At 73.0% G+C, this 17106-nt stretch carries 18 protein-coding genes and 3 pseudogenes; 7 read left to right on the plus strand and 14 right to left on the minus strand.

The window, feature by feature from the left end; all coding sequences use genetic code 11:
- From G6R25_RS11675 to G6R25_RS31415, 3 genes are all read left to right on the plus strand, one after another.
- Nucleotides 1-334, plus strand: a 334-nt coding sequence (locus tag G6R25_RS11675; protein WP_336501238.1) for an EthD family reductase, incomplete at its 5' end; no start/stop codon positions are given.
- Nucleotides 335-336: 2 nt separating this feature from the next.
- Entirely contained in the window at nt 337-1065 is a 729-nt protein-coding gene (locus G6R25_RS30365) for a DUF2252 family protein (protein ID WP_473246892.1), read from the plus strand.
- On the plus strand, nt 981-1187 hold the full coding sequence (locus G6R25_RS31415; protein ID WP_268904128.1) for a hypothetical protein: 207 nt from the start codon (nt 981-983) through the stop codon (nt 1185-1187). Before G6R25_RS30365 ends, G6R25_RS31415 begins: the two co-directional genes overlap by 85 nt.
- Before the next feature lie 677 nt (nt 1188-1864).
- Here the strand turns inward: G6R25_RS31415 and G6R25_RS11685 are convergent.
- The 13 genes and pseudogenes from G6R25_RS11685 to G6R25_RS11730 form a co-directional block, all read right to left on the minus strand.
- Complete coding sequence (locus G6R25_RS11685; RefSeq protein ID WP_163552997.1) at nt 1865-2158, minus strand: hypothetical protein; 294 nt, start codon at nt 2156-2158, stop codon at nt 1865-1867.
- Nucleotides 2155-2592 carry a beta propeller repeat protein gene (locus tag G6R25_RS11690; protein ID WP_163552998.1) on the minus strand — a complete coding sequence of 146 codons (438 nt, stop codon included), beginning with the start codon at nt 2590-2592 and terminating at the stop codon, nt 2155-2157. The genes G6R25_RS11685 and G6R25_RS11690 overlap by 4 nt, the downstream gene beginning before the upstream one ends.
- Nucleotides 2579-4153, minus strand: coding sequence for a serine/threonine-protein kinase (locus G6R25_RS11695; protein ID WP_163552999.1), 1575 nt, complete (start codon nt 4151-4153; stop codon nt 2579-2581). Before G6R25_RS11695 ends, G6R25_RS11690 begins: the two co-directional genes overlap by 14 nt.
- 5 nt (nt 4154-4158) lie before the next feature.
- Nucleotides 4159-4680 carry a PKD domain-containing protein gene (locus tag G6R25_RS26855; RefSeq protein WP_268904129.1) on the minus strand — a complete coding sequence of 174 codons (522 nt, stop codon included), beginning with the start codon at nt 4678-4680 and terminating at the stop codon, nt 4159-4161.
- Between the two features lie 48 nt (nt 4681-4728).
- Nucleotides 4729-4959, minus strand: a pseudogene (locus G6R25_RS28835) (PKD domain-containing protein); the annotation flags it as partial.
- Nucleotides 4960-5011: 52 nt separating this feature from the next.
- Nucleotides 5012-5494 (minus strand): annotated as a pseudogene (locus G6R25_RS30370) (PKD domain-containing protein); the annotation flags it as partial.
- Nucleotides 5491-7038, minus strand: coding sequence for a hypothetical protein (locus tag G6R25_RS26860; RefSeq protein WP_235948139.1), 1548 nt, complete (start codon nt 7036-7038; stop codon nt 5491-5493). The pseudogene G6R25_RS30370 and the gene G6R25_RS26860, both read right to left, overlap by 4 nt.
- Nucleotides 7031-8977: a transglutaminase-like domain-containing protein gene (locus G6R25_RS11710; protein WP_163553002.1), complete on the minus strand. Its 1947-nt coding sequence runs from the start codon at nt 8975-8977 to the stop codon at nt 7031-7033. The genes G6R25_RS26860 and G6R25_RS11710 overlap by 8 nt, the downstream gene beginning before the upstream one ends.
- Entirely contained in the window at nt 8890-9414 is a 525-nt protein-coding gene (locus tag G6R25_RS11715; RefSeq protein ID WP_163553003.1) for a hypothetical protein, read from the minus strand. The genes G6R25_RS11710 and G6R25_RS11715 overlap by 88 nt, the downstream gene beginning before the upstream one ends.
- On the minus strand, nt 9411-10001 hold the full coding sequence (locus G6R25_RS26865) for a DUF58 domain-containing protein (RefSeq protein ID WP_235948140.1): 591 nt from the start codon (nt 9999-10001) through the stop codon (nt 9411-9413). Before G6R25_RS26865 ends, G6R25_RS11715 begins: the two co-directional genes overlap by 4 nt.
- On the minus strand, nt 9973-10443 hold the full coding sequence (locus tag G6R25_RS26870) for a DUF58 domain-containing protein (protein WP_235948141.1): 471 nt from the start codon (nt 10441-10443) through the stop codon (nt 9973-9975). Before G6R25_RS26870 ends, G6R25_RS26865 begins: the two co-directional genes overlap by 29 nt.
- Before the next feature lie 107 nt (nt 10444-10550).
- Nucleotides 10551-11411, minus strand: coding sequence for an AAA family ATPase (locus G6R25_RS11725; protein ID WP_163553004.1), 861 nt, complete (start codon nt 11409-11411; stop codon nt 10551-10553).
- A 402-nt stretch (nt 11412-11813) separates the two neighbouring features.
- Nucleotides 11814-12110, minus strand: a complete 297-nt coding sequence (locus tag G6R25_RS11730) for a pyridoxamine 5'-phosphate oxidase family protein (protein WP_235948143.1) — start codon at nt 12108-12110, stop codon at nt 11814-11816.
- Nucleotides 12111-12298: 188 nt separating this feature from the next.
- On the opposite strand from G6R25_RS11730, the pseudogene G6R25_RS31420 reads away from it, so the two are divergent.
- Both G6R25_RS31420 and G6R25_RS31425 read left to right on the plus strand, forming a co-directional pair.
- Nucleotides 12299-12685, plus strand: a pseudogene (locus G6R25_RS31420) (P1 family peptidase); the annotation flags it as partial.
- 61 nt (nt 12686-12746) lie between these two features.
- Nucleotides 12747-13169 (plus strand): P1 family peptidase, encoded by a 423-nt coding sequence (locus G6R25_RS31425; protein ID WP_268904127.1) that lies wholly within the window; start codon nt 12747-12749, stop codon nt 13167-13169.
- Nucleotides 13170-14214: 1045 nt separating this feature from the next.
- On the opposite strand, the gene G6R25_RS11745 is transcribed toward G6R25_RS31425, so the two are convergent.
- Complete coding sequence (locus G6R25_RS11745) at nt 14215-15795, minus strand: Na+/H+ antiporter (protein WP_235948145.1); 1581 nt, start codon at nt 15793-15795, stop codon at nt 14215-14217.
- Between the two features lie 553 nt (nt 15796-16348).
- Between G6R25_RS11745 and G6R25_RS11750 the strand changes: the two genes are divergently transcribed.
- Both G6R25_RS11750 and G6R25_RS25160 read left to right on the plus strand, forming a co-directional pair.
- Complete coding sequence (locus tag G6R25_RS11750) at nt 16349-16555, plus strand: cold-shock protein (RefSeq protein ID WP_136448852.1); 207 nt, start codon at nt 16349-16351, stop codon at nt 16553-16555.
- A gap of 227 nt (nt 16556-16782) precedes the next feature.
- On the plus strand, nt 16783-17106 hold a 324-nt coding region (locus G6R25_RS25160), incomplete at its 3' end, for a hypothetical protein (RefSeq protein WP_205447065.1).

Raw genomic sequence — 17106 nt, forward strand, 5'->3', positions numbered from 1 at the left:
GTGCGTCTCGATCGGCGGGCGCCGCGACTGTGAGGAGGCGGTCACCATGATCCGGCTCAGCGTGCTGTACCCGAGGACCGAGGGTGCGACGTTCGACCACGACTACTACCGGGACAAGCACATCCCGATGGCCAGCGCCGTGTGGGGCATCTCGGAGGTCGAGATCGACCGCGGGTTGGACGGCCCGTACGTCGCCGCCGCGCACTTCCGGTTCGCGTCGATCGAGGCGATGAAGGCGGCGATGTCCCGCGGCGACGGGAAGGCGATCGCCGCGGACGTCGCGAACTACACCACGATCACCCCGGTGATGCAGACCAGCGAGGTGTCGGGCTGAGCATGGCGACGTCCACCCCGGCGACGCCCAGCACCGACCCCGAGCGCACCCAGGTCATCGCCGAGGTCTTCGCCGCCGCCTTCGGCGAGTTGATGGCGGCGGATGTCGCGGCGTTCCGGCGCAAGTTCCGCAAGATGGCGGCCTCGCCGCCCCGCTTTCTACCGGGGCTCGGCGGCGCTGTTCACCTGGGACCTGCGGCGCCTCGTCGCGAGCCTCGCCCTGCTCGGGCGCGCCAAGGCGCTCAGCGACGCGGTGATCACCCGACTCGTCGAGGCGTGCGTGGGCGCCTACCGCGACCGGATGCGGGAGCTCGCCGAGGGCCCGGACGCGGTGTCGTCGGAGCTTTCGAGCGGTACCTGGCCACCGTGCCGCCGAACCGGCGGACCCGCCCGGTCTCGCTGACCGTCAAGGACGTGGTGGCCCGCCGCGGGATCGGCATCGGCAGCGCCGGCCTGCCGTCGTACAACCTGCTCGTCGAGGGTCAGGCGCAGGCTCTGGACAACGACGTCGTCCTGTACATGAAGCAGGGGCAGGTGCCGGCGGTCAGCCGGTTCGTGTCCGACGAGCGGATCCGCGACTTCTTCGGAACATCAGGGGCATCGCACGGTGCTGTCGCAGCGCGCTGCAGGCGCACAGCGACACCTGGCTGGGCCACACGGAGCTCGACGGCGTCGGCCAGCTCGTCGCCGAAGTTTCGCCGTACGCGCAGGACCTGGACTGGTCGGAGGTGAACGAGCCCGAGCATGATCTGGTGAACTTCTCCACCGAGGACGCGATCCACGCCGCTGAGTGCGTCGCTCCATCCGTCGTCAGATTCAGTTCATCGTCGGACGATGTGACGGTAGCAACGTAGGACCCGGAGCGGAGACGGGTGAAGTCCTTCGACGGCCGGCGACGGCTCGGTGTGCTTCGCGCCCGACGGTTCGCTCGCCGCGGTCGGTGACTTCGACGCGCTGTGTCTGTGGAACCTCACACCGGGCCTGCGGGCGCCCCGTGCTCGCAGGGGACCGCGGTGCGGGGCCGGGGGAGCCGGGTGCTGCCGCACCGGTCGGCGGCGGCAGGACGGTCAGCAAGACGCCGTAGCCGACGCACGAGCTTGTGGTGTCTTCGCAGTCGTCGTACAGGCTGCCGGAAATCTCAAGGTACAGCCGACCCGGCCCGGTTCCCGGCGGGATCCGGACGGTCACCTGGAACCGCCCGTCCTGCGCCACCGGCACGGTTGCGAGTTCCACGCCGCCGGCGCCGGCCCGCTCGGCGGATACCCGGTAGATCGTGCCTGCCGGGAGCCTGCGGTCGTAGCCCAGGCCGGCGGAGGACACCGCCACCGCTTCGCCCGCCCGCGCGGAACTCGGGCGGGCTTCGGGTACCTGCGGGAGGCACGAGCGATCAGTGTAAGTCAGGCCGTACGCGACGACGCCGGCCGCGATCAGCAGTGCGGTGGCGAGGGCCATGGTCGTGGGGGCCACGGCTGTGAGGGCACGGGTCCGTCGTGAACCCGGAGGGGCTCGCCAAAGGCGCGTGGGTGGCATCTCAGGAGCCGGAATTGGATGGGAGCGGCAGCGCCCAGACGGCCGCCCCGGGAGCGGCGTCGGCGTCGGCGACAGTGCCCGCGACGTGGGCCTCGCCGCCGGCGACAGCGACGCCAAACAGCTCGATGCGCGCCGATGACGCAGCGCCGGCCCGCACCGGCACCGGTACCCAGTGTTCGCCCCGATGGTCGCCGAGCAGCACGACCGGCTGCGCGCCGGCGTCGGTGGCGCGTGAACCGACGGCCAGTGTCCGGCCGTCGGACAACCGAGTCAGCGCGGTGACGACCACGCTCAAAGGTAGCGTGGTCTCGTCGAGACCCAACGGGCGCTGTCGGTCGAGCGGCGCAGCCGGGTCACCGTCGCGCTTCCCGCCAGCTCGCTGCCGGCGGCCAACAGCGTGCCGTCGGCCAGTTCCACCACCCGGTCGACGTGCTGTTCGGCTGGGCCGCCCAGGGTCGACGTGGCCAGCTTCGTCCAGCTTGTCCCGTCGCGGGAGCGCCAGACGACCCCCGCGCCCGTCGGCCCGTCTGCCCGGCCGACGGCGAGCAGCTCGCCGCGATGAGCGACGACGTCGGTGACGCCGTCGGTCAGGCCGCCGGCATCCCTGAGCGCGGTCCAGTGCTGGCCGTCGCGCGACGTCCACACCGCAGGCCGGGCCGTCGCCGGTTCCCGGCCCCCGACGACGGACGATCCGACGGCGACAAAGCCGGGCCCGTCAAGGTAGGTCACCGCGCTCATCGTGCTGCCGCCGTTGCCGTCGGGCCGCCGGACGTCGGACGTCGGCCGTCCGCCACGTGTGCCCGTCAGCCGACGACCAGGCCACGGGGGTCGAGCCGGCCGGCTCGGCTGTTCCGGCCGCGGACGTGTGGCGCCCAACGGCTACCTGGACCCCGTCCGCACCGACCGCGAGTCCGGTGACCACGGCGTTCGCCGTGTCCGCCGGGCCCGCGGGGCCGCCTAGCAGGCGCTTGCCGAGCCGGGTGGCCCCGCCGCTTACCGCTGCCGCGGACGGCCCGGATGCGGTCGCTATGGGCCCGTCGTCGCTGCCGGTCTGGTCGTCCGAGTTCCGCGGTAGCAGGATGGCCAGCAGGGTGACGGTGACCGCGACGATTCCGGCGGCCGCGGCAAGTGTGATCCGCGACGCGCGCGGCTGCCGACCGGTCCGCCGACCGCGCGATCCGCCCGGCCCCAGATCGATGACGAGCGCCTCATCCTCCGCCGCCTCCGGGTCGGTCGACGGGTACTCCGGCGGCCAGGGGTCGGCTGGCGGCGGCGGTACCAGCGTCGTGGCTGTCAGGATCGAAGGGTGCTCGGTCGCAGACGCGACTGCCCCGGCAGTGTCCGGCTCGCCGGCCGTGCCCAGCCTCCCGACCGGCCCTGGGCTGGCGGCGGGATCGGCTGCGCGGACGGCGGGGCCGTGGGCCGCTTCGAGGACCTCTCGGTCAGCACGGACGGCGACGCCGCTGGCGGCCAGCCATCCCGACCCGAGGACGGTGGTGGCGGCGGCGAGCTGCAGCGCGAACTCGCGCGCGGACGCCGGCCGATCGCGTAACTGCCGGCCGAGCGCCCGGCTGACGACGCCCGCCAGCGGTTCGGGGACGCCGGGCGGTGCGGGGGCGGGCTGTTCGAGCTGGCGGCGCCACAGCTGTGCCGGCGGCAGGCTTGGGTCGATGGGCATGGTGCCCGTCAGCAGCCGGAACAGCACGACGCCCAAGGCGTACAGGTCGGTGCCGGGGCCGACCCGTTCGCCGCCGATCTGCTCCGGCGCCATGTAACCGGGGGTGCCGACGATCGAGTGGACCGAGGTGCTGGTGCCGCCGAAGAACTTGCTGATGCCGAAGTCGACGAGCTTCGGCGCGCCGTCCCGGGCGAACAGGATGTTCGACGGCTTGACGTCGCGGTGCAGGACGCCGGCGGTGTGCGCGGCGGCGAGCGCGTCGGCGGCGGCCAGCCCCACCGCGCAGGCCATCGCTGGGGAAGCCTCAGCCAACCGCGAGCGTAGCGTCCCGCCGGGCAGGTGCTCCATGACCAGCAGGGACAGCTCGCCGCGTTCGACATAGTCGTAGATCCGCACGATGTGCGGATGGTCGAGCCCGGCGAGCACGTCGGCCTCCCGGCGGAAACCGGCCCGGTACGCGGGGCCCGCCCGGGTCAGCACCTTGATCGCCACCTGGCGGGTGATCTGCCGGTGCCGGCCCTCCACGACGATGCCGCTCGCGCCCTGGCCCAACGTCGGGCCGAGCTCGTAGCCGGGCAACGCCGCCTCGACCTGCGCACGTTCGAGGAACACGGCGGCTACGACACCAGCTCGATGCTCGTCGGGCTGTTACTCGCGGTGCTGACCACGGTGACCACCGACGATGGGGTGCCGCTGGGGACGCTCACGTCGACGTCGCAGGCCTCTTCCGCGCCTAGCCTTTGGCCCGAGCAGGTGTCGTTGTGGACACCCGATCCGCCGACGGACTGCACCAGGACGGTGGAGCCGTGGCCGCCGACGCTGACCCGCCATTCGGTTCCTCCGGGCGAGGAAGACACCGCTCGCTTGCTCAGGCTGATGGTGCCCACTCGGTTGATCGTTGTCGTGGCGGTGGCCTGCTGCCCGTTCTGGTCGGTAACCGTCACCGACGCCCGGTAGGTACCCGCCAGGTAGTTGTGGTAGCCGCTGGTCGGATCAGCGTCCGGTCCCTCCACCGTGCCGTCGCCGAAGTCGAATCGGTAGGAGGTGATCGGCGCGGAGCCGGCGACCGAGCCGGAGGCGTTGAGTCTGAGCAGCGACGCCCCCGGGACCCCGCCCGCGGGCGGCAGCTCGGAGACCAGGGCGGCCCGCGGTGGCGTGAGGGCGGGGGCGGTTACCTGGACGCTGGTGTTGGCTGTCGACTTCCGCCCGGCCTGGTCGCTGACGGTCACGCTCACGGTGTAGGTGCCGGCGGCGGTGACCTGGTGGCGAGCGGTCGAGGACGCCTGCGGCCCGACCGTCGTGCCGTCGCTGAAGGTGAACGTGTAGGTCGCGATCGGGCTGGAGCCGGCGGTCGACGCGGAGGCGTCCGCGACGATGTCGGCGGGCGCCGTGGCCTGGCTCCGACCGGCGCTGAGCTGCGCTGTCGGCCCGGCGGCCGCGGCGGCGGTGACGTGCGCGGTGGCGCTGGCCTTCGACGTTGTCCGTCACCGTCACGGTGATGGGGTAGTCGCCGGCCTGGGTGAACGTGTGCGTCGCCTTCTCCCCGGTGGCCGTCGCCCCGTCGCCGAACGTGAACGAGTAGCCGGTGATCGGGTTGCTGCCCGCGGTGGAGGCGGAGGCCCTGGCCGTCACACTCAGTGGTGCGTCGCCGGAGCCGGGGGTGAGCTCGATGCGGGCGGTCGGGTCCGTCACGGCGGGCGGCAGGGGCTGCTGTCCGGCGGTGATCGTGATTTCGGCGGTGGCCGCGACGGTCTGGCCGTCGGCGAGCGTGGCGTTCACGGTGACGGCGAACCGGCCCGGGTTCGTCCACGCGTGGGTCGTCCGGGCGCCGGAGGCGGTGCTGCCGTCGTCGAAGGTCCAGGTCGCGGTGGTCACCGCGGGACCGTCGGTCGCGGCCCGAAACGTGACGGCGTCGCCGATGGCCGCGGTGGCCGCGCTCGCCTCGATCGTCAGCGGGTTCGCGGCGGCGGGCGGTGGAGTGCCGGTGTCGGTTGTCGTGGACGGCGGGGTCGAGCCGTTGCCCGGGGGCGGATTCTCGGTGGGGGGCCTGGAGACGCTGCCGGGCTGGCCGAGCGAGTCTCCGGTGGCGGCCGGCGGCACGGCACGCGGTGGACTGGACGACCGGGCCGGGGGTGATGGCCGAACCGGTGCCGGTGCCGGGCGTGGCCGGAGTGCCTGGCGCGGCGAGGGCGGCGGGCGTCGGTGTCGGCGTCGGCGTCGGTCGTGGCGTTGGTCGTGGCGTTGGTCGTGGCGTCGGCGTGGGGCTCGTGGTGCGCGGACTGGTGGGCCCCGTCACCCGGCCCCGCGCCGCCGGAACCGGTGTCGCTCGACCTCCCGTCGGCTCCGCCGGTGGTGTCGGCGCCGTACTTGCGCATCGCTGTCACGGAACCGTCGACGCGGATTACCCTGGCCGCGCTGCCGGCCGGGTCGTTGTAGAACACGAAGCCGCCCTGCGGCTGCAGGCCGAAGCAGCGGTGCGCCGGCAGCACGCGGGGAGCGGCCAGCACCCGGCCGGCGGCCAGGTCCACGACGTGCACGGCGTCGGAGGTGAAGTCGGGGACGAAGACCCGGTCTGCGACCTCGACCGGCGCGCCCAGCTCGTGGCCGGCCGCGGCGAGGTCGACGACGGACTGGCAGCGGTGCTTGGCGAGGTCCGCGACCATCAGCACACCGCGGGTGCCGACCGCCGCGTACACGCGGGGTGCGTCCGGCGCACCCGCAACTTGGGTGCTGGCGTCGCCGGGCGCGATGTCGAGGCAGGTCGGCCGCTCCAGCCGGCCGCTGGCGGAGACCGGGGTGATCCGTCGCTCGGCGAGGTCGACGAGGGCCGGGCGCCCGCCGGCGAGCACGAGCCGGGTCTTCGCCGCATCGGCGACGGCCCGCCGGTCGTGACGGGTGGTGCCGTCGAGCCAGACGAGGTTGCCGGTGACCGCGTCGACGAGCCAGAGCCGACCGTCCGCGTCGACGATGCCGACGGCGGCATCGACCCGGGCCGCCAGGGACTGCCGGCTGCGCACGGCGAGGCTCGCCGGGTCGGCGGTGGTAACCACGCCGGAGCGCCCGTCGACGAGATAAAGCGAACCGGAGCCGACGAACAGCTCGCCCGAGCGTCCGGCCGCGAGCAGCCCGGGTCGCCGGTCCCAGGTGTAGGACGCGCCACTGATCCGGCCGATGACGCCGGCCGAGGCATCCACCACGTAGGCGTCGAGGTCGGACTGGGTCGCCTGCAGGGAGCCCGCCGGCAGGCCGGGACGACCGATCGCCACCTGGGTCACGACCTTCGCCGACGCGCCGTCGACCAACGCGGCCTGCCCGACGGCGTCGGACACGAGCCAGGCCGCGCCGGCGCGGAAGTCAATCCGGCGCTGGTGGGTGCCGGTGGCGGAGCCGGCGACAACCAGTCCGGCCAGCAGCACGACGGCCGCGATCACGCATTCCACCGAGCGTGCGGTGGCCGCTCGCCGCCAGCCGCGGCGGTCCGGGCCGGCGCTACGCACCGGACCTCCCCGCCGCGGCCCGCAGTCGCACGCCCCGCAGTCGCACGCCCCGCGTTCGGCCCGCCTCGCCCGGACCGCTCGCCGCACCGCTGCGGGCGGCGCGGGGGCCGAGCAGCGGGCGTGGGTCCAGCGCGGCGCGCAGCCGCCGCGGCCACGAACCCTGTTCGCGCAGCCGGCGCCGCAGCAGGTCGACCAGCTCCCAGGCCCGCGCCGCGTCGGCCTCGGCCGCGTCCTGCCGGCTGTACAGGGCGCGGGACAGCAGCGGCTCGAGCAGGCCCAGCGGCTCGATGACCGGGGGGCCAAGGGCGGCCGCGTCGCCGACGACCTCGCTCGCGGAGCGGGAGCGCACCAGCCGCACGCCCCACTCCGACAGCCGGTCCCGCGCCTCCTGCCAGGCTGCGGCGACGCGCTGCCCCGGCGGCCCGGCCCGGCGCCGGCGCCGACGGGCCTTCTCGCTGACGATGGCGAGCGGGAGGAGCGCGAGCAGGGCCGCGAGGGCGACGAGCACTGCGACCGCGAGCTGGCGGGCCTGCTGGCCGGCGCCGGAGTGCGACTGGTCGAGCCGGGGGATCGCCGACAGCTTCGGTGGCGACGGCGGGCTCGGCGGTGTGGGCGTGGGCGCGCTTGCCATTCCGCCGGCCGCCGTGCTCGCCGTGTCGGGCGGCTCGGAGTGGGACAGCCGGCTGGTGTCCGTCGGCTCGAAGGGCGTCCAGCCGATGCCGGCGAGGTACACCTCCGGCCAGGCGTGCGCCCGCGCCTGGCTGAGGGTGAACACGCCGCGGCCGCCGGCCGTGTCGGGACCCAGCAGGTAGCCGACGGCGATCCGGGAGGGGAAGCCCTTGATCCGGGCGAGCAGCGCGAACGCGGCGGCGTGCTGCTCGGCGTAGCTGTGCCCCTCCCGCGGATCGTCGCTGGTCAGCAGGCGGGTCAGCGAGCCGTAGGAGTGCCCGGGGCGACCGGCGAGGTCGTACGGGAACGCCGCCGGGTCGCGCAGGAATCGTTGCAGCGCGGTCAGCTCGGCGTAGGCGGTGCGGGCTCCGGCCGTCGCCCGGGCGGCGACCTGGACCAGAGCGGGCGGTAGCCCCGGCGGGATGGTCTGGTAGCGGGCGAGGTCCGGACCGGAGCCGGGGACCGCGTCGGCGAGTCGCCCGGCCCCGGGCGTGGGGACGGTCGCGGCGAGCTGGTACTGGTAGCTGCTCGCCGCCGCGGTGTGCACCAGCGTGCCGGTCCGCGGGTCAAACGCCGCTGGCACGCCGGACAGCCGGATCGGCCGGCCGACCACGGGCAGCAGCGGCGTGTCCAGGCGATCGATCGTTACGTGTGCGCGCACCGTCACCGTCGGCCCGTTGGTGGCCAGGCCGCCGTCGGCGTCGCGTGGCAGCGTCGTGCCGGCTGACAGGTAGGCGTCGTGGTTGCGCCAGCTTGCTCCGTCGAAATCGCCCAGCACGGCGGTCGTGACCCGGTCGACGGGCAGCCGACCCGTGGACGACGCGAGTGTCACGGTGCCCAACCGGCGCGGTGGGGACGCGGTGAGCTGACCGCGGACCTGCGCCAAAGGGTCGAGCTCGGCCACCGAGGTAACGGGTCGCGGGCGCAGCGTGCGGGGGTCGGCTCGGTTGCCGCTCGGCAGGGCCGCGGCGACGGCGGCGCCAACCAGTACGGCGACGAGAACGACCGGCAGGCCCAGCCTGAACGAACCCGCCGGGGACGCGCCGACCCCGCCACGCCGGTGCGCCCGCGCCAGAGCGAAGCCGAGTGACGCCAGTGCCAACACCGCGCCGGCGGCCGTCGCCCGGCGTTCGGCACCGCCGAGCAACGCGATGGCGACGGCGAACGCAGCCCCAAGGGGCATCAACGGCGCCAGCATCGCGCCGCCGAGCGCCGCCAGCGCCACCGCGGCCGCCGTCGCCAGCCACAGAACGAGGACTGGTACGACCACGTCGCCGTCGGATCACCCGGCAACCCAGCGGTGAGCAGGTTCGACCAGCCGCGGCGTAGACCGTTGACGGTGTTGGGCAGGCTGCCCACGGCCTGCCCGTCCGCCCACCCGAACACGACGACGACCAGATAGCCGGCGAGTCCCGTGAGCATGACGCCGGCCAGCAGGTCCAGCCGCCGGGTTAGCCGCTCGGCCGCCGCGGTCAGCCCGGCCGGGGCCAGCACGGCCCCCGCCAGTGGCGCCCACGCGCCGTGCCCGACGAACAGCCCGCCGAACGCCCAGCCGACGGCCAACGCCGCGACCAGCAGCGACACCGCCTCGGCCAGCCGGTCCCAGGACGGCCGCCGCGCGCCGAGGTGGCCCAGAGCCCGGGCCCGAGCCGGTGCTGGAGTCGATGCCGGGGGGAGGCCGGACGTGGCCATGTCGCCGACAGTCATCGCGCCGTCCGGTTCCAGGCCGCGGCGAACTCGTCGCTCGTCGCCGCGGCCACCGTGAAGGCACCGGGCACGACTGGCGCGGGCCCGCCCCGCCGCTCGCCGATCAAGGCGAGGCTGACCGTCGTGAACCGGCGCAGCGCCGGGCCGACGGCGTCGAGCATGGCCTGGCCTGGGGCGCCGGTGACGATGCCGAGCGCGGCGCCGTCGCCGTCCTGGCCGAGCATGGGGAGTGCGGCCAGGCCCGGATCGCGCTCGGCTCGGACCGCCTCGGTGAACAGGTCCAGCAGCTCACCGTGAGCGGACACGCCCCGCTCCGCCGCCGCCCGGGCGCCGCCGGTCGTGCGAACCTCGACGGGATGGCCGCCGTCGAACGCGGAGACGGCGAGCGAGGCGGCGACCCGTATCGCCGCCTCGAAGGAGGCGTCGGTGTAGGGGGCGGCGCTGGTGTCGAGCAGGACGAGCATCCGCGGTTCGTGCGGGAAGACGTGGTGCCGGATCATGATCGTGCCGGTCCGCGCGGTCGACGGCCAGTGGATCAGCCGCAGGTCGTCGCCGCGCTCATACTCGCGCAGGCTGTGGAAGGCCACCCCGCCGCTGGGCGCCAGCGCCGACGTGCGGCCGTCGACCTCGCGGGACCGCCCGGGTCGGCAGCGGTACCAGCGGATGCAGCCGCGGGTACACCCACAGCCGCGCGTGCGACGGGTACGATCGCCCGGCCCGGAACAACCCGAGCGGGTCGCTGTGCCCGACGGTCAGCGGACCCACCGGGTGGACGCCGCGCCGGTGCGTCGGCAGTGGATAGTCGACGTCGCGGGCGGCGCCCGCGGCGAGGCTCGGCAGCGTCACCGCCACCCGCTCGCCCCCCACCGACTCGACGGCGACGAACGGCGGGCAGCGCCGGCGCCCGAGATTGGTCACCGACAGGACGCCACGGGCGTCGCCGTCCTCGACCACCCGGGCGGGTTCGATCCGCCGCACCACCCGGACCTGCGGCCGGGCGACCATCCACAGCGCGGCGCCAGCGAGCACCACCAGGCCGGTGGCGCCGAGCCCGGCGAGCTCCGGATAACGCAGCAGCGGCCAGCTCGCGAGCAGGACGATCGTGCCAATCAGCGCACCCCAGCCCGATCATGTGATCATCTCTGGGCGGAGTAGCGGTCCGGGACCGGGACCGACGCGGTGATCCGGGCGAGCACATCGGCGCCGGTCAGGCCGTCGAACAGTGCCTCGGGCCGCATGATGATCCGGTGCCCGAGGACCGAGGGTGCCAGCGCCTTGACGTCGTCCGGGGTGACGAAGGGCCGGCCCGTGGCGGCAGCGCGGGCTTGGGCGGCGCGGGCGAGGGAAAGCCCCCCGCGCGGGCTGACTCCGAGCCGGATCTGGTCCAGTCGGCGGCGCGTGTCGGCCACGATCAGGACGATGTAGTCGTACACCTCCGCGGACAGGTGGACGCCGCGGACGAGCTCGGTCATCCGCATCAGATCGGCGTTCGTGACGACCGGCTGGAGATCCTCCGGGCTCATCCCCCGGGTGCCGGCGGTGAGGATCTCGACCTCTGCCGCATGGTCCGGGTAGCCGACCGCTGAGCGGATCATGAACCGGTCGATCTGGGCCTCCGGCAGCTCGTAGGTGCCGCCGTGCTCCACCGGGTTCTGCGTGGCGATCACTATGAAGGGCCGTGGCACCTGGTAGGTCGTCGAGTCGACCGTGACGCGCCGCTCCTCCATGACCTCCAGCAGCGCCGACTGGGTCTTCGGCGACGCCCGGTTGATCTTGTCGATGAGCACGATGTTCGCGAAGACCGGGCCCTCATGGAACTCGAAGGAGCGCGCCCCGGCGTCCCAGATCTGCACGCCGGTGACGTCGGAGGGGAGCAGGTCGGGGGTGAACTGCACCCGCCGGACCATCCCGCTCACCGACTGGGCGACCGCCTTGGCCAGCGACGTCTTACCGACGCCGGGCACGTCGTCGATAAGCAGATGGCCCTCGGCATACATAGCAGCGCCCGCTCGACAACTTGAGGATTGCCCCGGAAGAACCCGGAGATGTTGGTGGCGAGTCGCTGATGCTGCCGCGAAAACCAATCGGCGTCCGCCGCGGATGTCTCCACTGCTCCCCCTGCTGCGTTCCCCCGAATTGCGCTGTATCAGACTAACATGCGACAGGTAGCCGGCAGTCGGGCCGCACAATCACAGAAGTGCCCGCGAGGGACCGCAGCAGGTGGCCCGGATCTCGCTACCATGATCGGAAAGTTTGGGTGAGCCGGCGGTCCGTAGCTCAGTGAGTCGCCCAGGGGCCGACGCCGCCGACGCGGTCGATCGTGTAGCGCAGGATGAAACCGTCGCCCTTCGGGGCCGGGAATTCGGCGTCCGGGCTTATGTAGACCTTCGCCAGGTTGTTCAGCAGGTCCCAGGTACCGCTGCTGGACGTGACGGTGGCCGTCGCGTGCAGAACGGCGTACTCGGCCAGGTAGCCCCCGGGACCCGCGGCGCATCGAAGGAGAGCACCACGCGGGGATCGCGCTCCGCATTGCGCACCTTCACATAGCGGTCCAGGTGGCCGCTGACGACGTCGTCGCCGTCCAGGCCGATCCAGATGACGCTCACCTGGGGGCTGCCGTCGGCGTTGATCGTCGCCAGATGTGCGAGTGGGCCACTGGAGATCAGGTCGCGGAACTCCGGTGTCAGCAGCGTCATCGTCCGATGCTCCCATCGACGTCGATCAGCGAAGATCAGCCTAGCATCGACTGCTTGGTTCTTCGGCGAATGACGGGGATGGGCACGGTCCGCGGTGCGCAGAAGGCCGGGATCGCCAGCTCTTGCCAGCGCGTGAGCGGCATTCGGTGATTTGTCGCCCGGGTCGGATTCGTGCGAGGCTCGGCGCGATGGCGATCGGAGTTGACGGGGTGCGGGTCGGGCACTGGAGCGACCCGGTGGGCGTGACCGGATGCACGGTGGTGGAGCTGCCGGCGGGCACGGTCGCCTCCGCGGAGGTGCGTGGCGGCGCGCCGGCCTCGCGCGAGCTTGACGCTCTGGCACCGCAGATGGCGTTTGCCAGCGTCGACGCCGTGGTGCTGGCCGGTGGTTCGGCGTTCGGGCTGGCCGTCGCCGACGGGGTGATGCGCTACTACGCCGAGCGCGGCCGGGGCGTGCCCACGAGCGGCGGCCCGGTGCCGGTCGTCCCGGCGCTGGCCCTGTTCGACCTCGCCGTCGGCGATCCCACCGCCCGGCCGACCGCCGACGCCGGCTACCTCGCCGCGCGGGCCACCCGCGGGGAGCAGGTGCTGTGCGGCCGGGTGGGGGCCGGCACGGGGGCGTATGCGAGCCAGTGGCGTGAGCCCGAGCACCGCCGTGCCGGGGGGGCTCGGGCATGCCGAACGATGCCGCGGCGAGGTCATCGTTGCCGCGTTGTGCGTGGTCAACGCGTTCGGGGATGTCGACCACGGCGGCGACCCCGTCCCGCTCGACGCCGCGGAGTCGCAGTGGCGACCGTTCGACCTCGCCGCCGGACGAACCCACACCACGATCGGGGTCGTCGTCACCAACGCCCGCCTGGACAAGATGAGCTGCCTGCTGGTCGCGCAGGGTGCCCACGACGGGTTGGCACGGGCGATCACACCCCCGCACACCCGTCTCGACGGCGACGCCTTCGTCGCAGCGGCGACCGGCCGGGTCGAGGCCGATGTCGATCTCGTCCGCCTGCTCGCTCTGGCCGCGGTCACCGCCGCCATTCGCTCCGTCGACCACAGGCCCTGACGCGGCCCCATCGCCGAGACGAAGGCTGGGGTGTCGATGGAAGGCGAGCAGGTGCAGGTGCTGCAGGTTCATCTGCGCAAGCTTGAGGGGGTGCCGAGCGCCAGCTCGCCGAGATCGGCGAGCGCCTCGCCGAGATGCAGACCCGGCTGCAGTCCGTGGAGCGGATCCTCAAGGACGTCGAGTGAGGACTTTTCCCGCCGCCGTGCGGGGCCCTACTGCGCCGGCGGTTAGCGTGTGGCCCTACTGCGCCAGGCAGTTAGCGGGTGGGCCGACGCTGCCGGCCGGTGTGCCGCAAGGGGGCCGCTACGGGCCGGCGACGGGCCGGCTACGGGCCGGCGACGGGGCGGGCTGGCCGGTTCGACATCCGGCATGGCCGTCGCCGACGCCGGGGCGGGGGGAGGAGCCTGGAAGACGAGGCTGGCGACCTGCGCGACCGATACCGGCTGCGGGGTGGCCTCCGTGTCGGGCTGACCGAAGTCGGGCATCCGGAACGGGCGGGTCGTGGGCGGCGGAAGCTCTCGCCTCGGCTGGGACCGGGCTGCTCGCGGCGCGGAGAAACTAAGGATCGACTGGGTGGCGATGAGGGGTGTCTCGCTTTCGGGGACGGATCGTCGGCAAACGATCGGCCGGGCGGTCGCGCCGGAACTGCTGTCCGCGGCGCGATGCCCGTGGACTGTTACGAACCGTGACCGGACCGTCAGAGACGGTACATCCGGCTGAACGGGCTCGGTATGCGCTCCTGGCGGGAGCCAAAATCAACATCCACGGAGGACTCTCCGGTAACTCCGATGACCCGGCCGAGCCCATACACATCGTGGGTGACCCGGTCTCCGACCGTGAACCGCTCCTGTGCAGGGACCGCCGGAACCTTGAAGGGGCTGTTGGGAAGGCGACGTCGGGGCACCGCTGACTCGGTCATCGTCTCCAGTATGCACCTCTGCCCGGGGATGGCCAGTCGCCCGCCGCGCCGGGGTGACGCGAAGTCGTGCGCGCGCGTCCCCCGGATGGGTGGTTCGCGCCGGGGAGATCTCGGCGGTGGCCCCGGTCAGGAGGGCGGTGGTTGTGGTTGGGGTGGTGGCAGCGCGCCTTCCTCGTGATCGAGCTCGTCCTCGAGTAGCCGCAGGGAGGCGTCGGACAGGTGCCCGGTGTCGCGCCAGAGCTGGAGTTCGTCCCGTTCCGCCTCGATCATCGTGCGGCGGACCCGGCCGAACGCCTCCGTGAGGCTCGCGGTGGGGGGCCGGCCCGAGTCGGCGCGGCTCAGCGCGCGCAGGCTGTCCTGGCTGCGCCGCTTGCGTTCCTCGGCGGCCGTGCGCAGGCGCAGGATGAGATCGTCGGGAAGCTGGTCCTGATCATGGACGGCGGCCAGCGTCCGCAGACCGGCGTCGGCCGCCGCGACCCGGGCGCGGGCGCGTTGCCGGCGAGCTTCGTCGACGTCGGGTCGCACGTTCAGCCGGTGCAGGACCGGTCCGAACGTGAGCCCCTGGCCGACGAGGGTCACCAACACCGCGACGTAGGCGCAGAACACCAGCAGGTCCCGGTGCGGGAAGCCGGCTCCGTCGACGGATATCGGCAGCGCGAACACGGCGGCCAGCGAGATCACTCCGCGCATCCCGGACCAGGACAGCGCCGCGAGTTCGCGGGTCGAAAGGTGCGGATGAGGGGACAGGAAGCGCAGGCGGCTCGGCAGCATCGCGGGTAGCAGCAGCCACAGTGGCCGGACCAGCACGACCGCGCCGACTGTCACCGCCGTCGCGGCCGCCACGGTCGACAGCGGATAGTGCCCGATGGCCGGGATGACCGCCGCGAGCTGCTGGCCGATGAGGAGGAAGACGAAGCCCTCGAGCAAGAGGTCCACGAGCCGCCACACCGCGCGTGCGTGCAGCCGGGCGGGCCCGGACAGCAGGCTGCGGGACTGCGATCCGAGGATCAGCCCCGCAGTCACCACCGCGAGGACCCCGGAGGCGTGCAGCGCCTCGGCGGGCACGTAGGCGGCGAAGGGAGTCGCCAGCGAGACGGTCGTCTCGGTCACCGGGTCCTCGATGCGCAGCCGTAGCTGGCCGACCAGCCAGGACACGGCGAGTCCGACGGCGAGCCCGCCGATGACCGCGAGCAGGAAACGTCCGGCGACCCTCGGGACGTCGAACCGTCCGTCGATCGTCGCGGCCACCGCCACCGAGTACAGGGTCAGTGCCGTCGCGTCGTTGAACAGGCTCTCGCCCTCGATGACGGTGCGCAGCCGGTCCGGCAGGCCCACCCGCCGCCCGATGGACAGGGCCGACACCGCGTCGGGCGGCGCCAGCGCGGCCCCGAGGGCGCAGGCGCCGGCGAACGACAGACCCGGCACCACGACGACGAGCGCCGCGCCGGTGACCAGCGCGGTGACGACGACGAGCAGCACGGATAACGAGACCACTGCGCGCAGGTTCGCGCGAATCTCCACCAGACTCGAGCTCAGCGCGGCGGAGAAGAGCAGGGGCGGAATGATCAGTGCAAGAACGAGGTCCGGCTCGAGCCGGACGGTGGGCCCGGGTAGCAGCGCATAGACCGTGCTCGCCCCGACCAGCAGCACGGGCGCCGGCAGGCCGAACCGCCGTGCGGCCAGCGCGGCCGTCACCACGAGCGCCACGCCGATCAGCCCAAAGGTTATTTCTTCCAACACATGCTGCCCCCGATGGGACGCGGCTCGCGCCGGCGGGTACCGGCGGCGCGGCCGGTACCGTCAGAGATCAGGACGGCCTTGGGTCAGCCAGGCTTCGACGTCGCGCGCACGCCACAGGACGAAATGTCCTACGGAGTGGATGGGCATGGGAAAATCGTCGCGATCACACAGACCGCGGGCTCGGGGCGCCGAGATCGACAGCCGACGGGCTATGTCGGCGGTCGTCCACAGATCATCTACCGCCATACTGTCATGCTATGCGACAACGCCACGCCCGGCGCCGTCACTGAGCGCTGCGCCCCGCCCGCAGCGGGGACCACGGACGGGCGTGGTTCGGCGCTTCGGACGGAGGGGCCCGCAGCCCCTCGCGCCGCATCCAGGTACCCTTACTGATGTTGCTCTTCTTGGTGCCGCCGGTCACCTTCAGGATGGCACGAGCCGCTGGCCGGAGCGATCCGGTCGGCGGAGGTAGGCGGTGCATCGTGTGGATGTGCCGCGGCAAGCACAGTGAGGAGCGACCGTGTCAGCAGGAACTGTGAAGTGGTTCAACGCCGAAAAGGGCTTCGGCTTCATCTCGGTGGACGGTGGGGGCGGCGACGTTTTCGTCCATTTCTCCTCGATCGTGAGTGAGGGTTTCAAGTCCCTCGATGAGGGGCAGCGCGTCAGCTTCGACATCGAGCAGGGCCAGAAGGGCCTGCAGGCCGCGAAGGTCGAGGCCATCGACTAGCGCGGCGGCGCTCTCACCAGCCCGTCCCACGCTCCGGTCGAAGCCGGCCGGAGCGTGGGGACGGCCCGCTTGTGGGGGCGGCCGCGTGCCAACCGGCTCACGCGGTCTCCTCGGCTCTGGGGCAGAGTCTCGATGCCCCGAGTCCTCCGCCGATGCCTGTACGGATCCGCCCGTTCACGGCTCGACGGCTCGGAAGATCCACGGTCAAGCGATGCCAGAATTGACCGGTGCGAGCGGAAATGTCCGGCGGGTCGGCGACGGTGTTCGTCAGCTACGTCGCGGCCGCCCGCCTTCGGTCACGCCTCATGCGGACGCTCGCCGACCTCGCCGATCTCTTGGCCTGGCCGACCGCCCTGGGTGACAACGGCAATCGGGCGTCCTGGGCGTGCAGGCCAATCGCGACCCGAAAGTACGGACCCGTGTTAGCCGACGCTGAGTGCACGCTGTCGGGGCGGAAGGCCATGGCGTCGCCAAGTTCGAAGCTCGTCGTGTGCCACAACGGCGCGAGCACCTCCGCCGGCGGTGAGTTACCCGTGTTGACGAGGACCTCT

The organism is Candidatus Frankia alpina (assembly GCF_902806485.1).
GTDB classification, from domain to species: domain Bacteria; phylum Actinomycetota; class Actinomycetes; order Frankiales; family Frankiaceae; genus Frankia; species Frankia alpina.

Excerpts from the sequence above, each read along its gene's own strand:
- G6R25_RS11715 (WP_163553003.1), bottom strand. The coding sequence starts at position 9,414 with ATGACTGTCGGCGACATGGCCACGTCCGGCCTCCCCCCGGCATCGACT.
- G6R25_RS30365 (WP_473246892.1), top strand. The coding sequence starts at position 337 with ATGGCGACGTCCACCCCGGCGACGCCCAGCACCGACCCCGAGCGCACC.
- G6R25_RS11725 (WP_163553004.1), bottom strand. The coding sequence starts at position 11,411 with ATGTATGCCGAGGGCCATCTGCTTATCGACGACGTGCCCGGCGTCGGT.
- G6R25_RS11730 (WP_235948143.1), bottom strand. The coding sequence starts at position 12,110 with ATGACGCTGCTGACACCGGAGTTCCGCGACCTGATCTCCAGTGGCCCA.